This window comes from Nostoc sp. NOS(2021) (genome assembly GCF_017115025.1).
Taxonomy (GTDB): Bacteria; Cyanobacteriota; Cyanobacteriia; order Cyanobacteriales; family Nostocaceae; genus Nostoc.
Window position 1 is genome coordinate 1 of the sequence record NZ_JABXKM010000102.1, and the last position, 23,882, is coordinate 23,882.

Consider the following 23,882-nt stretch of genomic DNA (forward strand, 5'->3'; position numbering starts at 1 on the left):
ATTCCTCCTTGTCTCCCTTGTCCCCATACCATACTCCCCCTCATTCTTTAAGAACTTAAAATCTCGCTGATAATCTGAAGGGCTATCTGAATTTGGTCGCTGTCGATAACTAGAGGTGGACAGAAACGAATTGCTGCTTTACCACAACCTAGTAACAATAAACCGCGCAAAAAAGCTTCTTGGATAATGCGATCGCGCAATTTATGATCAAGATTACCCTGTTCATCCAATAAGTCCACCGCAACCATCAAACCCTTACCTCGTGGCGGCGATACTCTAGGAAATCTTTGATGCAACTCGGTAAGACTAGCTTGTAATAATTTTCCCATCTGGGTAGCATTGGTCATCAAACCACTTTCCAGCAGTCGCAAAGTGGCAATACCGGCAGCACAAGCCACAGGATTACCGCCAAATGTGGTGGCATGAGAACCAGGAGGCCAAGTCATTAACTCTGGTCTGGCAAGTATCGCTCCTAATGGCATACCGCTGGCGATACCTTTAGCAGTAGTAATGATATCAGGCATGACACCCCAATGCTCGATCGCAAATAGGCGACCAGTCCGCCCCATTCCCGCTTGCACTTCATCCACCACCATCAGAATACCGTGGCGATCGCATATATCCCGAATCCTTTTTAAAAAACCATCTTCCGGTACGATATACCCACCTTCTCCTTGAATCGGTTCAACTACGATCGCCGCTACTTCTTGCGGTGGTAAAATTGTCCCAAATAGCTGTTGTTCCAGGTAATCTAAGCTAGCGTGAGTGCCGTAGGGGATATGAGTCACCCCAGGAACTAAAGGCCCAAAATTAGCTCGCTGCACTGTTTTGGAACCAGTGAGAGACATTGCCCCATAGGTGCGTCCGTGAAATGCACCTAAGAAGGCTACGATTAGCGATCGCTTGGTGTAATATCGAGCTAGTTTGATGGCTCCTTCGTTGGATTCTGCCCCGGAATTGGTGAAAAATACTTTTGCGGGAAACCCAGTGTTACTCTGTGGGTGGGGAAAGGGGGCGCGAATCGCTAATTGTTCCGCTAGTTCCACCATCGGCTCATAATAAAAATCCGTCCCTGACATGTGCAGCAGACGCGCCGACTGTTCTTGAATTGCTTTGACGACTTCCGGGTGGGCGTGTCCGGTGGCGGTAACGGCAATACCTGCGGTCATATCCAGAAATACATTGCCATCCACATCTTCCACCATACAGCCCTGGCCGCGAGATGCAACTAAGGGGTAATCGCGGGTGTAAGAAGGGGAAGTTACGGCGCGATCGCGTTGTACAATTGCTTGAGCGCGAGGCCCAGGTAAGGAAGTTATTAGGCGGGGTGTACGAGGTAAATTTAAGTTAATAGGGATACTTAACATAATTTTTTCAATTTTTTAAAGATTACTGATGATTAAACGCTAAAGTTTGATTGCTTACAGTAGCATTTGATTCCATTCGTGTAGAAATTACGCATTTACCGAAAAAGCTTCATAGTAAAGATTTTCGTATTTTCTAAGACTTTGCCCGTTTTTATAACACAACTTCTGCGATCGCGTCATATTATATTTTTTGAAGCAAGCATAAAGCTTCACTATTGGATGGCAGAAGACAAGCTACAGAAGATTTGCCCAAGAAAGTGTATTAAATCCACAGGAGAATTGCTATATGCAAAAATTAATAAAAGTCTCTGAGATAATCAACCAATGACTTGGGCATCTGGACAAAAGTTACACCGCGATCGGTATGAAATTAAACAAGATTTAAGACAGGAGAACTTTGCTATTACTTATCTTGCTGAGGATCGGGATGCCAAGGAAGTTGTAATTAAAACATTGGATTCCAATTTGCTTAATCAATTAAGTAACGAAGACCGCGATCGCTTAAAATCAGGTTTTGCTGATGAATCTCGGAAACTAGCAATATGCAAACATCCGAATATTGCCAGAAAGTGCTATAGAGCGCCAAGATAACAATAAGCGTTTAATTCCACCTAATGAATTGAATGATAAGATTAGCGATCGCGTCAATCAAGCCATTCTCCACGCAATGGAATTAGAACCAGACAAGCGTCCCCAAACAGTAGAAGACTGGTTAAAAGAATTGGGTTGGAGAAGGAGATTTACTTTTCCTAGTTTGGGAAATAAACGTTTACAAGTACTGGTAGCAGCAATCTTCGCAGCTGGCGTACTTATAACTAAGATAGAACCTTTGATTTCAGCACTTAATAATGGTGTTCAATTGATTGATAGATTTTTCTCAAGTCCATCAACACCGACCAATCCCTCAACACAACAAACGCCATCATCCCACACTCAACCACAAAATAGGTAATAACGAGCAGCTACGCCTACGCAATAGTTAGATCAGTAGTCGCATTTGTTGCTTTTGCGATCGCAATAGTTAGATCAGCAGTCGCATTTGTTACTTTTGCGATCGCAATAGTTAGATCAGCAGCTGCATTTGTTGCTTTTGCGAGTGCAATAGTTAGATCAGCAGCTGCATTTGTTGCTTTTGCGAGTGCAATAGTTAGATCAGCAGCTGCATTTGTTGCTTTTGCGATCGCAATAGTTAGATCAGCAGTCGCATTTGTTGCTTTTGCGATCGCAATAGTTAGATCGGCAGTTGCCACAAAACCTCAATCTTCCTCTCTGCGCCTTTGCGTGAGCTTTCCTAATTCACCAACGCCAACCACCATAACCAACAAAAAACGTGTCAGAATCAACATTGTTTAGCTGGATCGTTATACTATGCCATCACTGGACAACGCCCCACCAATTCCTTTGACCGTAAGTACGATCAAGAGGAATTAGTACCACCAAAGCAACTTGTCTCTAGTCTTAGTGATGAGGTAAATCAAGCGATTTTGCAAGGAATGGCATTAGAGGCAAAAGACCGACCCCAGACAATGGAAGAGTGGTTGAATTTACTCTCCTTCTCGCAAGCGGGGAGCTATTTTGTAGAAATTGAGAGTATAAAAGTAAAAGTATTGATATTAGCTTCAGATGTGGGGGTAGATTACCAAAACCTAGAGAATTTACTCAAAGCGGGTCAATGGAAAGCAGCAGACGAAGAAACCACCAAAGTCATGCTGAAAGCAGCCAAAAGAGAACAGCAAGGCTGGCTTGACGAAAAATCCATAGAAAAATTTCCCTGCACAGACTTACGCACAATTGACCAATTATGGGTAAAATACAGCAATGGTCATTTTGGCTTTAGCGTACAAAAACGCATTTGGCTAGAATGCGGTGGCAAAGTAGATTATGAAACTGAGTGTCTTTTGGGCGATCGCTTAGGCTGGCGCAATAATTATGGCTGGCTATACAAGGATGAACACAACTATTCGCTAGACTCTACCCAGGGGCATCTCCCGACTATTCCAGGCAACATCAACATAAAAGGGAGATATCCAGTAGGCTCCTTCTTCTCTCGCGTCCAGACTTGTAAATTGTAATCTATAAAGGTTTTCGAGATTTGTAAAACTTTGTGAACAAGATATATTCCACGAAGCCTTGCGGGTTCTAGCTTTTCGTTACCTGGCACTGTTTAAATAGGCAAGGCACTAAGGCGCACGCTTGGCAAACACAAAAAGCCGAAATCAATATTTCAACATTAGATAATATATAAATGTAATAACAAAATCATACCCAGTTTTTCAACCTTGTAAACACAGGGTCAATAATGACTATTAAGGAACAAATTAATCAAGAACTACAAAAATTACCTGAACCCTTATTACAGGAAATTTTAGATTTTGTGCAATTTTTGCAAGCCAAACATCAAACAAACAGCATATCTTCAGATAGCCAATCTGCTCAGATGCTTACAACAGAGCATACCTTAACAGGTTCTACTGCTGAAGATTTATTAGAATTTGTGGGCAGTTGGGAAGGTTCAGATATTAGAGAATGCCTGCAACTAGTTCATGACAGTCGGATAACTCTAGAATTTTAATTATGTATCTCTTGGATACTAATCACTGTTCCTTCTTGATGGAAGGTGTGCCTAGCGTTGTAAATCACTTGCGATCGCTTGGTCAGGTACAATTAGCAACCAGTGTTATTGTTGCTGGTGAGTTGCACTTTATGGCACAAAACTCACATCAAAAAGCTGCTAATTTAATAAAAATTAATGCATTTCTCAAACGAATTAATCTATACGGGATCGACAAAGAAACAACAGAAATCTACGGTGATTTTAAATCAGAAATTATCAAACAATTCGGCCCAAAAGAAAAAAATAAACGTAAAACAACCAAACTAAATACCATAGGCATTAGTGAAAATGACCTCTGGATAGCTGCTACAGTTTTACGTCATTCATTGACTCTTGTTTCATCTGATAGCGACTTTGAGCGAATGCGACAAGTAATATCATGTCCGGTTAAACACTTGTCATTGCGAACGAAGCGTTAGCGTAGTGAAGCAATCCCAAAACCTTTGCGATTGCTTCGCTTCACTTCTCTACGAGACGCAAGCGCGAACGTTGCGCTCGCAATGACATATCGTAAGTGATTTAGCGGACATGATATAAGAGAAATTTCTTGGGAAAGTTGGGTGTAAATTCAACAGGGTAAAAAAACAGCTAATTTACACCTACTCAATTAATTCAAAAACTTCTCCACACATCTCACAAATATTTCCACACCCATTCCCAAGGCGGTTTCATCAAAATCAAACCGGGGATGATGATGGGGATACGCCAAATCTTTCTCTGGATTTGCAGAACCTAAAAAGAAATAGCAACCAGGAACCTCTTGCAAGAAAAATGACATATCTTCAGCAGCCATAGTTTGGCATTCTGGCACAATACCCAACGGGGTTTCTATCACTTCTTCTGCTACAGTTCGCACCAATTCCGCTATCTTAATATCATTAATGACTGGTGGATAAAGTGACCAGTATTCTAAGTCATAATTTGCACCCTGACTCTGACAAATTCCGGCAATAATCTGCTCGACGCGCTGGTTGAAAAAGCCTTTCAAACTAGGATTAAAATACCTGACAGTGGCACTCATTCTCGCTGTATCAGCAATCACATTCCGCTTGGTTCCTGCATGAAGTTCGCCCACTGTCACCACTGCTGAATCAATGGGATTAACATTCCGAGCGACAATGGTTTGCAAAGCATTTACAATTTGGGCAGCAACTACCACCGAGTCAACAGTTTGATGGGGTAGTGCGCCGTGTCCACCTTTACCCAAAATTGTGCAGTTAAAGCACTCCACAGCTGCCATCAACGCCCCAGCCCGCACACCCACTGTTCCCAAGGGTAAATTATTCCACAAGTGCAAACCGATAATCGCGTCAACATCAGGATTTTTCAGAACTCCAGCTTCAATCATCGGCTTTGCGCCTCCTGGTGATTCTTCTGCTGGCTGAAAGATAATTTTCACAATACCTGAGAAGTCTTGGCGATGCTGCTGAAGATGGTAAGCTGTACCTAAAGCGATCGCTGTATGTCCATCATGTCCACAAGCGTGCATCACTCCATTATGCTGCGATTTGTAGGGCACTTCGTTGAGTTCTTGGATTGGCAAAGCATCCATATCTGCCCGAATCGCTAAAACTTTTGGATTTTGGATTGTTTCTGAATCTTCCCCTTTGCCTTTGATGGTGGCAACAATGCCAGTGTGGGCAATGCCAGTTTGATGCTCAATTCCCCATTCTTGCAGCTTTTGTGATACAAACTCAGCCGTCAGTTTTTCTTGAAAACCCAACTCTGGTTGTTGATGCAATCGCCGCCGCCACTCTACTAACTGCGGTTGCAATGAACGGATTGCCAGTCGGATGCGAGATAGATCAACAGAAGAGGGATTGGGAAAGGTAGAAACCATTATAAAGACAAACTAATTTAAGTACAGCTAACGCAAGTTTATTTTCCCACTTTATCGTAGGGACTGGGGAAGAATCAGAATCTTCTCAATCAATCAATCAATTCACAACACTTTGGGATTAGGGGAAGTGCGAGTGGAAAGCACGATTTTTTCTTCGGCTGCCTTTTCTAAGAAATTTTCGGATAGTAATTTGGTCAAAGCATCGGGGTGTAGTTGCCAGTTTAATAATCCAGATAACCCCATGACCAAGCCAAATATAGTTGGTAACAAGGCGAGGTAGAACAACCATTTTTTCTGAGATAGAGATGTGATGGCAAATAGCGAGACAGAGAGCGATAAGAAGGCATCAGCTAGGTCAAACTGGTCGTCATGGTAATTAAGCTGGTCATAGGTTGTTTGATCTTTATCGGCAGTTACTTTCTGTTCCTGCTTTTTCTGGTCTTCTTTATCAGCAATGACTTGATAAGCCGCAATCTGTTTTTCATAGTCAGCCCTCACGGCAGAAGGTTGAGAAAGAGATTGCAATTTGAGTTGCGTCACATTTGATTTGGCTATTTCTTCACGAATATTACGAGCCTGGTATAACGCCCAATCGTCAATTTTATTTGCTTGAGCTTGCTGCATTGCCTGAACCAGATTATCGTCTTTGACTTTGCAGATCCCCATAAAGGTTGCGATCAATGCAACTGCAATTGCAACAGCACTATTTAGACGACTTTTGCGTTTTTCGCGGTTAGCTGACGTTTCGGGTTCATCGTTTTCCGGCTCAATCAGGTCAATCGGGTTTATGTCCATATCGTCATACCCTATTATCAGTTAAAATCAATTTTGCAACCAACCAGCCATCACAGCAACGATCAAAAATACACCCATCCCCAAGCGGTAGAAAATAAAAATCAAGGTACTGTGTTTTTCCAGGTAGCGTAGGAGTCCCCAAATTGCTAGAAAAGCGGAAATGCTGGCGGAGATTAAGCCCACCAACAAAGTCAACCAACCAGCCGCACTCAGTCCTGCTTTCGTAAGAGTGTGGAGTTCTACAGCACCTGCCAAAATCACGGCTGGTAAGCCCAACAAAAAAGAAAATCGGGCAGATGTCTCCCGTTTCATGCCCAAAAATAAGCCGGCGGTGAGGGTGGAACCAGAGCGAGAAACGCCAGGGATGAGAGCAAAAGCTTGAGCAACCCCTACCCAAATGCCATCCCAGAGGTTGAGGTTGTCGAAAGTGCGATCGCGTCCTCCGCGTTTTTCGGCGATCGCCAGCAATCCTGACATAATAATTGAAGCCGCACCGATAACTACTAACCCCCGGATTGGTGAGTTACAGGCGTTAAGAATTGGTTTGAGTAGCACACCAGCCACAGCAATGGGCAAAGTTCCTATCAATAAACCTAACATCAGTTGCAAAGAACTAGATTGATAGTCTTGCCCGCTAATTGCTCTAACTGTCTCTCCGGTTAATTTTTTTAAGTCTTGCCAAAAATAGACTAAAACAGCAGTCAAGCTAGCTAACTGCATTGCTGCGGAAAAAGCAGACCCCGGATCTTTCAGTCCCAGTAGAGTTGGCACTATCCGCAAATGAGCAGTACTGCTAATTGGCAGTAGTTCTGTAATTCCCTGAACGATGCCTAAAATAATCACGTCAATCCAGCTAAAGTTAGCAAAGTCTAGATTCACTTCGCTACCGTTGCCACAGACTGCACTCGCCACCGCAAAAGAAAGCATCATGATATCAGGCGTAAATAATTTACTTTCACTCAAATACCGACAAATTAACTTATGCCAGTGACGTTTCTATGACTAAGATATGGCACTTGGATGACATTTAATAGTTCAGTTCTGTATAGTCAAATATAGTCAGGCATGGCTTTTTAGAAATTACCATTCTTTCACAGAACCTTTAAGGCATCTAAAATGGGGTCAAGCTTTTGGCTATAAAACCACTCAAATTTACCCGAATTGGGTCAACTAAGACCTCGCTATCCCCTGTCTCGTTCGCTTTTAGCGTCTCCCCTTGGGAGAAAGCATTGGGGAATTCTTTTTTAAGTATGTTGTAGCTGCCGTTAATATCAGCATTGCAGAGTCGTCCAGATTTAGTTCGGTACAGCCCTCTGCATATCCGCTTACCTGATGGTTTCCAGGTTTCTGGTTTGCTCCCATAATCAGGGATAAAATCACCATCGAGAAAGCTAGATTGGCTACTGTAGGATTCTTCTCGAACAATTATATCAATGCCCACTCTGTTTCCTTTATAGGTGAGCATATCAATTAACTGACCGTCGGGTATTGACACGAAAGCTTGATTATTTCTCTTGCCGATATTAACGCTACGCTTCCAGTCATGATTTTGACCAACGACTAATTTTGTAACTCCTAACTTGATGAGTAGCTCAATCACATAATTAGATGCACGGTGTAAATAATTTCTGATTTTGAAGTTACGCTTGGTAGTCAGGTGTTTAATCCTTCTGGATGTCTTAATCCCACTGCGCCGTTGCAGTGTAGCGCGTTTTTTATTGAAGAATTGATTCATGCTTTTGAGTGGACGACCGTTAACGAGAACAGGTTTAAACCCTGGCACGTTTGATGTTACCGCCATCAAATTATCAATCCCCAAGTCAATTGCTGCAATGCGTTCTGTACTCTGACTCAATTCATGGTCGCTAACCTCATAAACTATTTCTAAAACATAGTGGTCAATTTTTGGCACAATCCGAGACTGACAATAATCTGACTGCTTTATCTGCGTGTCAAATGTGTAGTCAATAGCGCTAAGTTTAATCTGCCCTGATTGTTTAAATACTTTTTTAGAAGTTGCTTGCTCAGTGAAAATTAAAACACCACGTCCATGCTTGGGTTTATACCCCGGTATTTTCGGTCTACCTGTAAAATTAGTTTTGTCTAATTTATATTGTGCAATCCCAGTGAAGTATCCTTTCCATGATTTGTCTAATAACTTTAGGACTTGCTGTGCAACTTTAGCTGGTAGTGCTTTGTACTCCAAGCTTGGCTGCATTAACTTGTCCATTGAGTTGTAAGACAGCACACCATGCCCGTAAATGAATGATTGGCGAATGCAGTAATTAGCAGCGTTCCACAGGTTTTTAGCAGCAAATGACATTGCATCTATCTGCTCCCATGCCGGATTGCTTTTCTTAATGATCCTCTGCTCTACTAACTGCATTCTGCTATCTTTAATGTATAACCAAATGGTAACACTCTTGGGAGAGATAAAAGGTTAGTTGTGCGGGTAACAGAATATGAATTGTTGCAGTTGCAATCACGTTGCAGATAACAGAGGGGTGTCAAATTCTGATGTGGTTAGGGCATGGATTGCACAACTGCCTAAACCCCAAATAAAGACTATATCTGATTAGATATGACTATGTTTTGTTTAAAGTTTTATAATACTCATGTTTCGCACAGACTAAAGCTGCTAATGAAGTGGTGTTTTAGTCCCAAATATGAAATAAGGCAGGTAAATCCTGCCTTGTGTGTCATTAGAGTTAGGTTAATTTCATCTTTCCTTATTACCATTGCACGTCTGATTGACAAAGCTATTACCGAGTTATGTCAGAACTGTGACTGCACAAGTTGTAAACAGGGCTGGAGCGATCGCTACAAAATGCCCAATGCCCAATTTAAAATGTCAGTGTTTCCCAATCTAAATCTGATGCTATTTGAGCAAGTTTATCTAAGTCAGTCAAGTTATCTAAATAGGGCAAGCAGCCTAAAACTGGCGTATTAGTGAGTGATTGAATCAATTGGTGTGGTGTCCAGTCAGCTATTTCTGCATCCGTTCGGGGTTGTACGCAGTTCAGAACAATGCCTTTGAGATTGACGCGCGATTGTCTAGCTAATGCTACATTCGCCACTGCTTGAGCGATCGCACCCAATCTAACTGGTACTACCAATACCGTTGGTAAACGCCATTCTCCTGCTAAATCGGCTACCGTTAATTCTTCAGTTACTGGCGAACCTAACCCTCCCAAGGCTTCTACAAGCACAAAATCACGATGCGATCGCAACTTAGACAAAGCTTGCCACACAAGTGCTAAATCTACTCGCCGATTTTCCCTTGCTGCTGCTATGGGAGGGGCTAAAGGTGCTTGAAAGTACAAAGGTGTAATTTCTTCTGGGGATTGTTCTAGTGTAAATAGCTTTTGATACCACTCGCGATCGCCAATCCCCGATTGAATCGGTTTCATGATTCCCCAGCTACGCTGCGGATAATATTTTTGCCAATAGGCTGCTAATGCTGTTGTTAAAACAGTTTTACCAGCTTCGGTATCAGTTCCAGTAATCAGTAGTGTGTTCAACATTAATTTCTTTGGCCAGAAAATGGTTGTGTTCCATCAACCGGCGGAAAAGTTGGCGTTTCACCAGTGGTCGGAATTGGCAAGGGTGTCTCTGTCGGAATTGGCAGAGGTGTTTCTGTCGGAATTGGCAGAGGTGTTTCTGTCGGAATTGGCAAGGGTGTCTCTGTCGGAATTGGCAAGGGTGTCTCTGTCGGAATTGGTTTGACTGGTTTTTCTAATGCAACATTGAGGTTGTAATTGCTTTCGGCAACTCCTGAAAGCAGTGTTAACTCAATAGTATATCTACCAGTAACCAGCAATGTGCTTTCATAAGATGTTACTTGCTGGGCATTATGATCAATTGGTTGTTGATTGGGACTTAAGACTGTTAGCAAAACACTGCTTCCTGGGTCAATAAACGCAGTTAACTTGTCACCTTCTTGCCCCAAAAAAGTGTACCGGATTATTTGATTTGTTTTCAGAGTATCTTTAAGCGTGGCTGTGTTATTAAATGCTCCCAGATTGAGGCGCTTAGTAGATACAACAGGTTGCTCGTTAGTGGGTGTGGGTGTGGATGTAGTACCACCAGAAATCACTGGTGAAGGGAAATTTTGTGGAAGCGTCTCATTTGGTGGTGTTTTCGGCTGACTGCGGATGGAACTTACCAGCGCCCAAGAACTAAATCCCGCTATGATCACTACAGCGCTGCCAATTGCCCCGATCGCTAAAGGATTATCCAAAACTGAGCTAGTGGGACTTGGTGGAATCACAGGCGCGGGTTGTTTCTTGGGCGAAGCTGCTGGTGGTACTACCTGAGGACGGCGACTAACAGCCATTGTTTGCAAGTTCGATACATTTGGGGTAGGGACGCTGGGTTGAGCCAGAGATTGCAGTGCTTGGGATACATTAGCAGCACTTTGGTAGCGATCGCTCGGTAGATGATTCAACATTCGATTCAAAACCAGGGCAAATCGCGGATTAACTCTTACCCACCGCTGCCAATTCCAAGTTAGTTGGTTTTCGTCAAATAGATCCCTTGGTTCTTTACCAGTCAGCAAAACAATTGCACTCACCGCTAATGCATACAAATCACTACTAGGATAAGCTCCCCCTGTTTGCATTTGTTCACTAGGAGAGTAGCCTAATTTTCCCACAGTCGTTTCTGGCATTGCACTCTCTGGCGATCGTAACCGTGTTGCTAGTTCCTTCACCACCCCAAAGTCAATTAACACAGGTTTAGCGTCACTATCTCGCAAAATAATATTATCTGGCGAGATATCTCGGTGAATAATCCCTCGACTGTGAATATGCTCTAAAACAGGCAGCAACAACTGTATCAGCCGCAATACTTCAGCCTCTGTGAAGGTTTGACCCCCAGCTTGACGTTCAGCCAGCAGAGTTCGGTACGTCTGACCTGCAACGTAGTCCTCCACCAAAAATAAGCGTTGGTCTTGCTCAAATCTTTCCCGGAATTTAGGCACTTGTGGGTGTTCGATTTGATATAAAATGGCAGCTTCTCGGTGAAAAAGCTCTTGTGCCTTCTCCCAAGCCAAAGGCGACCTTGCTGTTGGAATCAATTCCTTGATCGCGCAAAGTTCGTTAAAGCGCCTCTGGTCTTCTGCCAGATAGGTTCTACCAAATCCTCCCTGTCCGAGAATTTGAATTATGCGGTAACGGTTTTGCAAGACAGTGCCAACTGTAATGGGTGGTTGCATGATCGATTGATTGAGTGTAGTAGCAACTGAGGAGGAAGTCACCCACAAAGATTAAGTCCAAGAGGCGACGGACAGTTACCTGCGGCAATATTCTACTATACTCAACGGGTACATCCCACCAGAGCAAGGTTGTTTCCTACTGCATAACTTAAGAGTTCCCAATCCCCAATTCAATTTCTCTTCCTGGGAAAACGATAGATTTTGAAATATGTAAAATTAACTTGAGAATCCAGGTTATACAAATCACTCATCTCTTTTTCAATCAATCCTTTGGGAAATAGATAATCACGATTAACTACGATCAAAACTGTATCCGCCCTATTTGTTAATTTTTCAATTTTTCCTGCAAAATTTTCATTCTTAATCCCCTTTTTTAACTCATCCCCTAACTTCCTTCCATCCAGACTTAGAGTGTCACCGTAGTATCTAAATAATCTGGGATTGCCAAATAAAAATACAGATTGTGTAGAAGACGATCGATTTTTTATAATGTAGTGGACAGCAGAGCGATAGTCATCTTTTTGATAGTTTTCATTGAAGTAGTAGTTAAAAAGAGAATAAATATTCAGAACTATCAGAGAGATCACAGCAATTTGAGCCAACTGAGACACTCTATAACGCTTTGAACCAATACTAGGTCTTTGACTCAAAGCTGATGGGATAAGCATGGCAAGTGGTAACCAAAGATAATAAGAGTGACGTGGTACCCAATTAGTTTTGGCGACTATAGCTAAGAGCAATCCCAGCAAAAATGCTATGACAAAAACAGAAGTAAAGAAGTAATTAGCATGTTGCTCTCTGCTCTTTTTTTTGTGTATCAATAAAACTCTTACTAAAGCCAAGAAAATGGCAGTACCGACAATCAACAATAAAAGCATCTGAGGCCAGTAACTAAGCATAACCTGCACTCTATCATCGCCGCGCAACTGCTCCATTGAAGGCCCATACGTTGTCCCCACTAAAAGTCCATTTAACACAAAAAGAATATTTTGGATTATGGGTAATCCCGAACGAGCAATTTTAATGCTTTCGGGATCAGTTGCTCCAGGTAAAGTCAGGTGATAAATAATTGACGGTAAAGATAAAAATGCAGCAGGAAGCCACCATTGCAACCATTGCTTGAAGTTTCTATAGATGGCAATATGAGATAGACATAGGGCTGTAGTCAAAAACCACATAGTAATGTTACTAAAAATCCCTAAAGCAGTAAAAATACTAAACAGCCATATTGAAGTACCTTGATGAGCCTTATTTTTAACTAATACCTTGCTAAAGAAATATAATTGAAGTGAGGCTATAAACGTTGCGAAGGCATAAATTCTTGCTTCTTGGCTGTAAATAACACAGAAAGAACTGAATGTCATAATTAGCAGAGACCATAAGGCGTGCTTTTTCCCGTATATCCGCAAAGCAGTAAAGAATATAACGATAGTTGAGCCAATTCCTAAAACAGCAGAGAGTGAGCGAAGGGCAAATTCAGTTTCACCAAATACCTGACGCCACCAAAACAGAACTATAAAGTATAGTGGTTGAAATCTATCACTATTTCCGATGTGTCTAACTCTCGAAATGCTTTCTTGAAATGTCGAGACATCAGAATTAGTTAAGCTTAAACCCTCATCATACCAGAGACTCTGGTTTGCCAACATAAAAAAGCGCAGAAAAACGCTCAAAATAATCACTATTAAAATAGACAGATAATATCTCGACCATTTCTGATTTTGGATTCTAATCATAATTTTATCTCCTCTTTAGTCTATGAGTGATGCAACGATAAAGCGTTTTATTTATGTCCGTCTTGGCACTTTTGCTTACATAACTTACTATTCTTCAAATAATCTAGGACTTACGCATTGACAGAGACAACTAACTGTGAATTACCTCTCGTTACAAGGCTCTAGCCTTGTAATGCTCTTGTGTCCGGCTCTGCCTCCCGTCAAACCAGGAGGCAGGGCAAGACTTTTAGCTTAAAAAGCCTACCTTTCACATGATGGTCAATCTGTAAAGTGCGTAAGTTCTATAATCAATGTTTACCTAAAGAAATTGCACCAATACCGCTCAACATCAAACCCATTCCTAACCATTGGGAAAACAAAATTTTTTCTCGCAAAATTACAGCAGCAGTGAGCATTGTGACTATAATTGTTAAGCCTATTACTATTGGATAGGCAACAGATAAATTCAATTTACCTAAAACTACCACATAAAAAATTGCACTCACACCATAACTAATAATCCCTCCCAGTAAATAGATATTTAACGGATTTTGTCCTGCTCCTAGTTTCAACAGATTTTGAGCCAGTGTATTTAACCCCACTGTAATTAAAATCAATAAACTAAAAATTATCTGGTTATTCATCGGGAAAATTTACTTACTTGACAACGTGATATTTTTTGATAAAAAGAGCAATTTAGAAGAAACTCTCATAACCAGCAGCACTATCAAAATCCCAAAGTTCTCCTCCAGATGGATAAGATATTTGCACCCATCTGCCAGCAAGTTTTTCCCACCATCGGGGCGGGTGCGGTAAGCTAGCAACTTGGATGTAGCTACATCCAGAAAGTAGTGCCCCGACAAAATCAGTATGTAAACTATCACCAATGACGAGTATGCGTTTGGCTGGTAACTGCATATAAGCTATTGCCTGTTGAAATGCAGGGGGAAAGGGTTTTTTCGCTGGACTGAGCGCTGGAATATCAAGACGATGAGACCAATATTTGACGCGATAGCGACGTTTACCATTTGAAAGTATAAAAAATTGTAATCCGGCTAACTTTGCTTGCGTAATCCAATCTTCTGCACAAGGAGATAGGTACTGGTCATCTTCCGACACAATAGTGTTGTCTAAATCTAGGATTATACCTTGAATACTACAGGTTTTTAGCCAGTTAATTTCGATGCTTGCCAGTGTAGAAGCTCGTGGTGGTAGTCTGTGGGGGTTGCTTTTAAAACCTAGTTGGTTGTTTCCCTGAATGAGAAAATGCAGCCACGAGGCAAAGATACTGAAGAGTTTTCTGAAAACAGTTGTAGGATTTTTCATCTCTAAATTCCGTCAAATTTCCTCCCGTCAGCGCTTAAGGTACCAAGATCACAATTTGAAAGTGTGGATACCAAAAAGTCCAACGGATAACTGGCCGGCTAACTGTGGCTCCCATCGATTGTAAAACCTGAACAATATCCTGACTTCGGCGTTGGTGAACCCATTCTCTCGCCAACAACAAGTCATGAAGCTGATTCATAAAAGACCCAATAATTTTAGATGCCTCAATGTCTTTAATAATCAGCCTTGCTCCCGAATCCATCTGTGCAATTGTTTTACGGAGAAAATCGTCCTGTAGTTTTGCAGGAATATGGTGCAGAACATCAATCATGGTTACAGTGTCATATCCATGCAAATCCGGTGGTGTTTCTTCTGGAGACAAATGGATAACCTGAAATATTTCAGGTTGCATTCCAAAAGCGGCAGCAGCTTTCACCGCAAGCGGTGAAATATCATAACCATGAGCTATTTTTACTGAGCGCAACTTTAAAGCCAGATAAAGTAATGCTCCTGTCCCACAGCCAATATCATAAAGACGCGCACCTTCTGGAATCTTGGCAAGAACCAGATCAAGAGGACAGATAAATGGACGATAGCGCGTTTTTAGAGCAGCAAGCCCAGACATTCTTTGACAAGGTAATTTCATCTCGTCAGCAAGGGTAAAACTATTCATACAAGTTGTTAAATAAAACGACTTAGTACTGATGTCTTTTCTTGTAAGATTTATTCGATCATTCCTTGGTTTTTCAGCCAAAGAATCACAAAGCAGGTGAGAATCCAACCAATAACTGTGACTAGTATCGGCAAGTCTTTCAACAATACTTCTTCCGGGCGCTCACTACGTCCACCTTGCTCAGGATGGTTGTCGCCGTAATTGGCAATCTCTTGGGGGTCACTCAGTAGTTGATAGCGAAAAATTCCATACAATACAAAGGGCAAGGTTAGTAACATGAATGAGGTGGATGCCCCATGCAGGTATGAACCGGCACTCCAAAGAGCATAAGTAACAACCGTGCCAGTGGTGACGACATTTTCCATACGACACAGTAGGGGCAAGGAATAGTATTTGAGAACACTGCGAGGCTTGTTGCCTTTGATTTGTGCTAATCGCAGTTCTGCTTTGCGCTTTTCAATACCCAAAAATAGCGCTAGCATCGCAGTGCAAAGTAAAAACCAAGCTGATAAAACGATGCCGGTAGCAGCAGCACCGGCATAGGCTCGTAGGACAAATCCGGTAGCGATCGCCCCAACATCCAAAATCACCATCCGTTTGAGTCGCAGATTATAGGCGATCTGCAACAGGGCGTATGCAGTTATGGCTCCACCCAACTGAGGCGATCGCAACCACCCAAAAATCAGAGCACTACCTAATAGCACCAATGCCATCCCACTAGCAATACGGATGCTGACTAATCCGGCGGCAATTGGCCGCTTACACTTGACAGGGTGCTGACGGTCAGATTCAACATCTGCGATGTCATTGATTAAGTAGAAGCTACTTGATGCACAGCAAAATAAGATAAATGCCAATAGGCTACCTAGCAGAGATTGCAGATTGATGCTAAACGCAAACAATGGTGCTGCAAACACTACCAGGTTTTTTGTCCATTGTCGTGGTCGCATAGCAGCTAAACAGTACGCCGACTTCTTGGAACCAGTTGTTATAGCAGTTAAAGATTTTTCTACTACTGAAGTACGCCGAGAGTCCATAACTATGCCTGTCGCCTCTCTGTGTCAGGAGAATTAGATTGAACAACTTTCCCAAGCTGTCTGAATTAAAATTTATTTTAGTAAAATTACTTACAACTTTTTACATAGTTGATATTATCCTTGTTGAGTAATGTTTTGATATTAAAAAACATATTTTTATACAATTTTTATCTGAACTTTATTCAACCTTTATGTAAAAATTTGTATGTGAGTAAATTGTGTCCAGTGCTAGAGAACTGTAGACATGTCGTTTTTTGTCAAGGCGTAGGTACTAGAATAATAAAATACATTTTTAATACTTAGACAGAAGTGTTATACTGTTATGAGAATAAACTTCAATATCACTTAAGTTATAAATGCTTTACTGTCAGTTATAAATGAGGTAGTTAGCAGAAGCTATCTAGCACACCAATCTTTGAGAGATTGGGTTATTTACCTCAACTCAAAATTTTTTAATTATAGACCTAGTGGACGGTCTTGATGTCCGTTAAGCTATCAATAGTTTGTTTAACAAGAAAATTAGACCGTTAGCGAATGATAATTTTATGGGAAAATGTTTTAATTTTGTATGAAAGCTTCAACAAAACTCACAGATGTTTTTTTAGGCGATTTCTCGGTTAAATCTATTAAATCTCTAATGATAATATTGCTATGAATGCACATAGAGGATCTGCTGTGCTCAGTTCTGCAACTTTCAAAGTGCAACCATCTGCAACAGGACTGACCGATAATCATCGCCTGCGGCTGTTTTCTGGCTCTGCCAATGTACAACTGTCTCAAGAAGTCGCTCGTTATCTGGGTCTTGACTTGGGGCCAATGATTCGTAAAAGATTTGCGGATGGAGAACTTTACGTTCAAATCCAAGAATCGATTCGGGGTTGTGATGTCTATTTAATCCAGCCATGTTGTCAACCCGTGAACGATCATTTGATGGAATTAATGATTATGGTTGACGCCTGTCGTCGAGCTTCGGCGCGACAGGTAACGGCAGTAATTCCCTACTACGGTTACGCCCGCGCCGATCGCAAAACGGCAGGACGAGAGTCAATAACCGCCAAGCTGGTTGCTAACTTGATCACTGAAGCCGGTGCCAACCGCGTTCTCGCAATGGATTTGCACTCGGCTCAAATTCAAGGCTATTTCGATATACCTTTTGACCATGTTTACGGTTCGCCAGTATTGCTGGATTATCTAGCAAGCAAACAACTGCCCGACCTTGTAGTTGTTTCCCCCGATGTTGGTGGTGTAGCACGAGCCAGAGCATTTGCAAAAAAACTGGGTGATGCTCCACTGGCGATTATTGACAAACGTCGTCAGGCACATAATGTTGCCGAAGTGTTAAATATCATCGGCGATGTTAAAGGCAAAACGGCAGTGTTGGTGGATGACATGATCGACACTGGGGGCACGATCGCGGAAGGGGCGCGATTACTGCGTGAAGAAGGAGCGCGTCAAGTATACGCCTGTGCAACTCATGCTGTGTTTTCTCCACCAGCGATGGAGCGGTTATCCAGTGGCTTGTTTGAGGAAGTCATTGTGACAAATACGATTCCCATACCAGAAAACAACCGCTTTCCCCAACTAGTGGTGCTGTCAGTAGCTAATCTGTTAGGAGAAACTATCTGGCGGATTCATGAAGATACTTCAGTTAGTAGTATGTTCCGCTAGACTGTCATTCTGTGTTATAGGCATAAATTACCCACATTGTCCTCTTGATCGAGTACAGTGTGGGCTTTTAGTTATGATTATTAGGACTTACGCACGAGTTACGGAATAACGTAGACGCAAAGCGGCTTGCCGCAGGCTACCGCAGAGGCGCTGAGAAGCCAGTGCGTTGGGCGGGTTCCCCGACTTGTAGCAACTGGCGCGACACGGAGAAATCAGAGTTTGAGAGATATTTTGCGTAAGTCCTAGTTATTAAGAAATAATCTCATGTTTTCTATGGACGGTTGATTACAAGTAGTTCTTGCCCAAATAATTACTAATCTGTAATGTGCTAGACCAACACTAACGTCCCTTGTGGGCGATCGCACCCCTGCTCCCTGCACAAGAGCTTTTTCATGTGCGGTAGTAAAATGGATGCAGCACTGCCAAATTAGAATACTTTGATTCAGTTTGGACAATTTGGGTAAAGAGGACAAAGGGATGATTACAACTCCTAAAAAAGTGATTTCAGTTTTACCTCTGGAAAATGGCGATCGCTTATCTCGCTGCGAATTTGAGCGTCGCTATCAGGCAATGCCGCATTTAAGAAAAGCTGAACTGGTTGAAGGAGTTGTGTATATCATGGCATCCCCACTCAGAATTAAAAGTCATGGGGAACCACATGGAAACCTGATCGGGTGGTTGTGGAACTATAAAACGGCAACCCCTGGTCTTGTTCTCGGAATTGAACCCACAGTGCGTTTAGATTCGGATAATGAACCACAGCCTGACGCGGTAATATTCATTCCGGGCAGACAGGCATTGATTAGTGAGGATGATTATATCCAAGGCGCACCCGAACTGGTGATAGAAGTGGCAGCAAGCAGTGCAGCCATCGATTTACATGATAAAAAACGCACCTATCGACGGAATGGAGTACAGGAGTATATTGTCTGGCGAACATTAGATAATCAGTTGGATTGGTTTAGGCTGCAAGCGGATGAGTATGTTTCGCTACCAACCGATGAGCAGGGAATTATTCGCAGTCAGGTGTTTCCGGGGTTGTGGTTGGCAATACCTGCCTTACTGTCAGGAGAAATGGCAACGGTGTTATCTGTGTTACAAGCAGGTTTAGCTGCCACTGAACATCAAGAATTTATGCAAAAGTTGAATGAGAATATCGGAAATAGGGAATAGATACAGCAGATTGCGAGTTGATGAGGTACAAAAATACCCCACCCTAACCCTCCCCTTATAAAGGGGAGGGAACTAGATTTGCTGTTTCCCCCCTTAATAAGGGGGGATTAAGGGGGGTAATTCACCGTAGCCCCAAGCAATGGAAGGGTGTACTTCACTTACTTGCAAAGTGCTGTATGTACTGAGTTTTTTCAAAAATCAAATAGCAGTCCTAATATGTTCCTGAAGAAGTTATAGAAAGGCTGGCGTTGCACGAATTAGGAAAATGATCAAAACGAAAGCTATGTACTTATGCAAGGGTGTCAGTGTGAAGTAGCGCAACTGCCGAATACTGAGAAAGGAATTGATGATTGGCTGGTGGCTGGTGGCAAGCTGGGTTACAGAAAACTCTTTTTCCCCCTGGCCCTACGAGGCTTTCCTCGTTATCATAAGAAGTTAAAAATATGAAAGCTAAAAAAGTTAAAATTAAGACTAGACCTGGGATCACTGATGAGCTTATTCATGATGAACTTACGCAGTTCGCTTTAATAGAAAATCATTATATTTGGGGTACACCTAAATTAAACAGTGGGATAATACATTTTTTATCATATGACAATTGTCTTCTCATGTTTTTAGTTGAAGACGATCAAGCTAATGGAAGATACATAAGGTATCTTGAAAAAATGGGAGTTCCTGTTTTTGAGGATTCTTTAGAATGTGATGAGTATGGAAAAGCCCTCTTGGAAAAGGCTAATAAAAAACATGACTCCTTAACGATATAGCCAAACCCGGAGTAGTGAAAGCAGTTGCTCAGTATCTACAGGTTTGGTGATGTAGTCAGAGGCTCCAGCTTCGATGCATTTTTCGCGATCGCCTGGCATGGCTTTGGCAGTTAAAGCAATTATTGGTAGTGAGCGAAACTGTTGTTGCTGGCGGATGGCGCGGGTAGTTTCGTAACCATCCATTTCTGGCATCATGATATCCATCAAAACTATGTTAATGTCAGGATTAGCTTCCAGCCTCTCAATACCATCTCTGCCATTTTCGGCAAACAGCACTTGCATTTGATAGCTTTCTAAAAAGCTGGTGAGGGCAAAAATATTTCGCAGATCATCATCTACAATCAAAATTTTCCGATTAGCCAGCACCGGATCAGTTTGATGTAGTTGCTCTAGCATTTGACGCTTTGGTGGGGGCAAATTTGCTTGCACCCGATGCAAAAACAGGGCAGTTTCGTCTAACAACCGCTCTGGCGAGCGCACATTTTTAATGATAATTGTCTCTGCTAGTCCCCGCAGTTGGGTTTCTTCTTGTCGGCTGAGTTCTTTACCGGTGTAGACGATGATCGGCAGTTTCAAAAGCCTGGGTTCAAGCTTGATCTGCTCAATTAGTGTAAACCCACTCATATCGGGCAGACCAAGATCCAGTACCATACAATCAAAGTGATGCGATCGCAAAATCGAGAGGGCTTCTCCCCCTGTACCCACTGCTGTACTCTGGACATCACTATTACCAATCAGTTCGATAATACTTTGGGCTTGTACGGGGTCATCTTCTACAATCAGGAGATTTTTTACCTGACGCTCAATAAAGCCTTTAATCTCAGTCAATACCTGAGTTAGCGCTTCTGGAGAAACGGGTTTTTGGAGATAGGTAATCGCGCCTAACTGTAATCCCCGTTGCTGTCTTTCATCAACAGAAAGTATATGTACTGGTATATGTCTGGTATCTGGCTTATGCTTCAGACGATCTAGCACCGTCCACCCATCCATCTCTGGCATATGGATATCTAGCATAATCGCATTGGGTTTAAACTGTTGCGCTAGTGCTAGACCTTGTTTGCTCTGTAAAGAAACGATGGTTTTAAAGCCCTGCTCACGTGCCATATCTAGTAAGATGCGGGCAAATTTATCGTCATCCTCGATAATTAGCAAAATGCGATCGCCTGGTTGAATTATTTCCCGGTCGTCTGGAATTTCGATGGGGAAGCTGCTAAGTACTTTCGCGGATGCAGATGTGTCCACAGTCGCGGGTCTGTTTTCGACGATTGGCACTTCTTTGATGGTCGATGCTGCACGGATAGAGGTGGTTGGCTCAGAGGGTAGTGTGGTGAGAGTATTTTTAGCATTGTTTTCCTGTCGCCTGGGCAAGTAAAGGGTGAAGGTGCTTCCCTGTCCTGGTTGGCTGAGTAGTTCAATTCTTCCTCCCAACAGTTGAGCCAATTCCCGGCTGATGGACAAGCCCAAGCCAGTTCCCCCGTACTTGCGGCTGGTTGTGCCATCTGCCTGCTGAAATGCCTCGAAAATAATCTTCTGCTTTTCGGCTGGAATGCCTATACCCGTGTCGCTAACGGCAAAAGCAATCATGGGATTATCAACTTCGGCTGCCTCAGATCCTATGCCAATTTGTAACTTCACGCCTCCTTGTTGGGTAAACTTAAAGGCGTTGGCTAGAAGATTTTTCAGCACTTGTTGCAGGCGTTTGGAGTCGTTAAAAATTGTCAGGGGTAACTTCTCATCCCGTTGAATAGTAAAACTGAGTTCTTTATTGTGGGCAAGTTGCTGGAAAGTCTGCTCTAGAGATGTCTGCAAATCTGCAAAAGCAATTTGCTCAATATCGAGTGACATAGTACCCGACTCAATTTTTGCCAAATCTAGAATGTCATTGATCAACTCCAGCAAATCAGTCCCAGCCGAGTAAATAGTCCGGCTGTATTCTACCTGTTTATCGGTCAAGTTGCTAAGAGAGTTATCTGCTAGCAGCCTTGCTAAAATTAACAGGCTATTTAGCGGTGTCCGTAACTCGTGGGACATATTTGCGAGAAATTCTGACTTATATTTGGAAGACAAAGCCAGTTGTGCAGCTTTTTCTTCTAAAGACTGCCTCGCGCGCTCAACTTCCTCGTTCTTGCGGGCAACTTCCCGATTTTGAACTTCTAATAATTCTGCCTTTTCTTCTAGCTCCTGATTTAGTTGTTGTAATTCTTCGTTAGACTGTTTCACATGAAATTGTGATTCCTCTAACTCCTGCGCCTGTTCTTCCAGGCGTTGATTGCTCTGCTGTAGTTCTTCTTGTTGGCTTTGCAGTTCCTCTGTTAAAGCAACAGACTCTTCAAGTAGTTGCTGAGTTTGCAATTGTGAGGCGATGTTATTTAAAAATACACCTAGATTTTCAGTTAATTGCTCTAGAAATATCAGGTGCAATTCCTTAAAAGGCCCAAAAGAGGCAAGTTCAATTACGGCATTCACCTGCGTCTCAAATAGTATGGGCAGCACAATAATATTTAGCGGTGGTGCTTCTCCCAAGCCGGAACTGATGCGGATATAGTCACTAGGAACTTCCGTGAGGAGGATTCTTTGTTTTTCTAGGGCGGATTGTCCCACCAATCCCTCGCCCAAGCGAAACTGATTTGCCAGGTTTTTGCGTTTTTTGTAAGCATAACTACTCAACAATTTCAGTACAGGCTGGTCGTCTATAGATTCCATCGCATAAAAAACGCCCTGCGATGCTCCAACCAGTGGTGCTAAATTCGACAAGATCAGGCGAGATACACTTTCCAGATTTCGCTGCCCTTGGAGCATCTGGGTAAATTCAGCTAAGTTAGACTTTAGCCAGTTTTGCTCGTCATTTTTTTTAGTTGTGTTTCGCAGATTAACGATCATCTGGTTGAAGGTGCGCGTCAACACACCAATTTCATCCAGGCGATCGCTATCTGGTAAATTCACCGATAAATCCCCATCCGCCATTTTTTCTGCCAAATCAGAAACTTGCTTCAGGGGTACTGAGATATTTCGGGTCAGGGCGAATCCAATCAAAGCTAAGATCAAAGAAAATAAGGGAATACTATAGACAATGCTGGCGATCGTTTGCTGGCCAGCTGCTTGTGCCTTCTCAGAGCGCTGTTTCAGCAGTGCATCCTCCTCAGTTTTCATCGTCTGAATAACTTTGCGGATTTCATCCATTAGGGACTTGCCCCGGTCTGTCAGAACCACCTTCTGAGAAGCTTCAAAACCTTGGTTCTGGCGCAAGTCGATAGTTTCTTGAAGTTCAGCCAGCTTTTGAGCGATTAGTGGCTGTAAAACATCCAACCGCTGTTGTTGCTTAGGGTTATCTGCTGTTAACCTCTGAAGTTCCTTAACTTTTTGAGCCAGTATTTGAGTGGCAGCCTTATAAGGCTCTAAATAGCTCTGTTTTCCAGTAACAATGTAACCACGTTGCCCAGTTTCAGCATTTGTCACTTGCAAGTTGAGGTCTTCAAGCTCACTTAATACCTGGTAGGTATGGTTTTCTTGGCGCGAAGTTTCAATTAGATCGTTGGTGCTTTGGTAGGAGATTAGACCAATGGTGGTCAGAGTTGCCAAACTCAGGGCAAAACTTACTCCAATCTTGGTTCCAATCTTCAAACGGTTCAACATTATTCCCGGCAGATATTCAAATTATTTCTATTTTTGAGACTATTCTGATTATGTTTTAGCTA

22 protein-coding genes are annotated in these 23,882 nt (G+C 42.5%); 8 read left to right on the forward strand and 14 right to left on the reverse strand.

Annotation, left to right across the window (positions count from 1 at the left end; genetic code table 11):
- Positions 1–47: 47 nt before the first annotated feature.
- Entirely contained in the window at positions 48–1,367 is a 1,320-nt protein-coding gene (locus HWQ41_RS12645) for an acetyl ornithine aminotransferase family protein (RefSeq protein ID WP_292763199.1), read from the reverse strand.
- Positions 1,368–1,691: 324 nt separating this feature from the next.
- On the opposite strand from HWQ41_RS12645, the gene HWQ41_RS12650 reads away from it, so the two are divergent.
- On the forward strand, positions 1,692–1,958 hold the full coding sequence (locus HWQ41_RS12650) for a hypothetical protein (RefSeq protein WP_292763201.1): 267 nt from the start codon (positions 1,692–1,694) through the stop codon (positions 1,956–1,958).
- The gene (locus HWQ41_RS12655; RefSeq protein ID WP_292763203.1) at positions 1,927–2,319 is read left to right on the forward strand and encodes a hypothetical protein; all 393 of its coding nucleotides are present in this window, start codon (positions 1,927–1,929) and stop codon (positions 2,317–2,319) included. Before HWQ41_RS12650 ends, HWQ41_RS12655 begins: the two co-directional genes overlap by 32 nt.
- Before the next feature lie 16 nt (positions 2,320–2,335).
- Here HWQ41_RS12655 and HWQ41_RS12660 read toward each other — a convergent pair whose 3' ends face one another.
- Positions 2,336–2,617: a hypothetical protein gene (locus HWQ41_RS12660; protein WP_292763205.1), complete on the reverse strand. Its 282-nt coding sequence runs from the start codon at positions 2,615–2,617 to the stop codon at positions 2,336–2,338.
- A 243-nt stretch (positions 2,618–2,860) separates the two neighbouring features.
- On the opposite strand from HWQ41_RS12660, the gene HWQ41_RS12665 reads away from it, so the two are divergent.
- The 3 genes from HWQ41_RS12665 to HWQ41_RS12675 all read left to right on the forward strand — a co-directional run bounded on the left by HWQ41_RS12665 (position 2,861) and on the right by HWQ41_RS12675 (position 4,400).
- Positions 2,861–3,439, forward strand: coding sequence for a GUN4 domain-containing protein (locus HWQ41_RS12665; RefSeq protein WP_292763206.1), 579 nt, complete (start codon positions 2,861–2,863; stop codon positions 3,437–3,439).
- Between the two features lie 227 nt (positions 3,440–3,666).
- A complete protein-coding gene (locus tag HWQ41_RS12670) occupies positions 3,667–3,939 on the forward strand; it encodes a DUF2281 domain-containing protein (RefSeq protein ID WP_292763207.1) in 273 nt (90 codons plus the stop codon).
- A gap of 2 nt (positions 3,940–3,941) precedes the next feature.
- Complete coding sequence (locus HWQ41_RS12675; protein ID WP_292763209.1) at positions 3,942–4,400, forward strand: type II toxin-antitoxin system VapC family toxin; 459 nt, start codon at positions 3,942–3,944, stop codon at positions 4,398–4,400.
- 188 nt (positions 4,401–4,588) lie between these two features.
- Here HWQ41_RS12675 and HWQ41_RS12680 read toward each other — a convergent pair whose 3' ends face one another.
- The 11 genes from HWQ41_RS12680 to HWQ41_RS12730 form a co-directional block, all read right to left on the reverse strand.
- Positions 4,589–5,821, reverse strand: a complete 1,233-nt coding sequence (locus HWQ41_RS12680; protein ID WP_292763211.1) for a M20 family metallopeptidase — start codon at positions 5,819–5,821, stop codon at positions 4,589–4,591.
- A gap of 102 nt (positions 5,822–5,923) precedes the next feature.
- A complete protein-coding gene (locus HWQ41_RS12685; RefSeq protein ID WP_292763213.1) occupies positions 5,924–6,616 on the reverse strand; it encodes a DUF4337 domain-containing protein in 693 nt (230 codons plus the stop codon).
- A 27-nt stretch (positions 6,617–6,643) separates the two neighbouring features.
- Positions 6,644–7,546, reverse strand: coding sequence for an undecaprenyl-diphosphate phosphatase (locus HWQ41_RS12690; protein ID WP_292763215.1), 903 nt, complete (start codon positions 7,544–7,546; stop codon positions 6,644–6,646).
- A gap of 181 nt (positions 7,547–7,727) precedes the next feature.
- Entirely contained in the window at positions 7,728–9,002 is a 1,275-nt protein-coding gene (locus HWQ41_RS12695; protein ID WP_292763217.1) for a transposase, read from the reverse strand.
- A 457-nt stretch (positions 9,003–9,459) separates the two neighbouring features.
- Positions 9,460–10,137, reverse strand: coding sequence for a dethiobiotin synthase (bioD, locus tag HWQ41_RS12700; RefSeq protein ID WP_292763253.1), 678 nt, complete (start codon positions 10,135–10,137; stop codon positions 9,460–9,462).
- A 2-nt stretch (positions 10,138–10,139) separates the two neighbouring features.
- Positions 10,140–11,831: a protein kinase gene (locus HWQ41_RS12705; RefSeq protein ID WP_292763219.1), complete on the reverse strand. Its 1,692-nt coding sequence runs from the start codon at positions 11,829–11,831 to the stop codon at positions 10,140–10,142.
- Positions 11,832–12,001: 170 nt separating this feature from the next.
- Positions 12,002–13,567 carry a glycosyltransferase family 39 protein gene (locus tag HWQ41_RS12710; RefSeq protein ID WP_292763221.1) on the reverse strand — a complete coding sequence of 522 codons (1,566 nt, stop codon included), beginning with the start codon at positions 13,565–13,567 and terminating at the stop codon, positions 12,002–12,004.
- Between the two features lie 287 nt (positions 13,568–13,854).
- Positions 13,855–14,190, reverse strand: coding sequence for an SMR family transporter (locus tag HWQ41_RS12715; RefSeq protein ID WP_292763223.1), 336 nt, complete (start codon positions 14,188–14,190; stop codon positions 13,855–13,857).
- A gap of 52 nt (positions 14,191–14,242) precedes the next feature.
- Positions 14,243–14,872 (reverse strand): YqeG family HAD IIIA-type phosphatase, encoded by a 630-nt coding sequence (locus HWQ41_RS12720; RefSeq protein ID WP_292763225.1) that lies wholly within the window; start codon positions 14,870–14,872, stop codon positions 14,243–14,245.
- A 34-nt stretch (positions 14,873–14,906) separates the two neighbouring features.
- Positions 14,907–15,545, reverse strand: coding sequence for a methyltransferase domain-containing protein (locus tag HWQ41_RS12725; RefSeq protein WP_292763227.1), 639 nt, complete (start codon positions 15,543–15,545; stop codon positions 14,907–14,909).
- A gap of 50 nt (positions 15,546–15,595) precedes the next feature.
- Entirely contained in the window at positions 15,596–16,582 is a 987-nt protein-coding gene (locus HWQ41_RS12730; protein WP_292763229.1) for a decaprenyl-phosphate phosphoribosyltransferase, read from the reverse strand.
- Positions 16,583–17,233: 651 nt separating this feature from the next.
- Between HWQ41_RS12730 and HWQ41_RS12735 the strand changes: the two genes are divergently transcribed.
- The 3 genes from HWQ41_RS12735 (at position 17,234) to HWQ41_RS12745 (ending at position 20,187) form a co-directional block, all read left to right on the forward strand.
- A complete protein-coding gene (locus tag HWQ41_RS12735; protein WP_292763231.1) occupies positions 17,234–18,250 on the forward strand; it encodes a ribose-phosphate pyrophosphokinase in 1,017 nt (338 codons plus the stop codon).
- A 477-nt stretch (positions 18,251–18,727) separates the two neighbouring features.
- A complete protein-coding gene (locus HWQ41_RS12740) occupies positions 18,728–19,423 on the forward strand; it encodes a Uma2 family endonuclease (protein WP_292763233.1) in 696 nt (231 codons plus the stop codon).
- Between the two features lie 443 nt (positions 19,424–19,866).
- The gene (locus tag HWQ41_RS12745; protein WP_292763234.1) at positions 19,867–20,187 is read left to right on the forward strand and encodes a hypothetical protein; all 321 of its coding nucleotides are present in this window, start codon (positions 19,867–19,869) and stop codon (positions 20,185–20,187) included.
- Here HWQ41_RS12745 and HWQ41_RS12750 read toward each other — a convergent pair.
- The gene (locus HWQ41_RS12750; RefSeq protein WP_292763235.1) at positions 20,176–23,820 is read right to left on the reverse strand and encodes a response regulator; all 3,645 of its coding nucleotides are present in this window, start codon (positions 23,818–23,820) and stop codon (positions 20,176–20,178) included. The two genes, HWQ41_RS12745 and HWQ41_RS12750, sit on opposite strands and share 12 nt — an antisense overlap.
- Positions 23,821–23,882 lie beyond the last annotated feature (62 nt).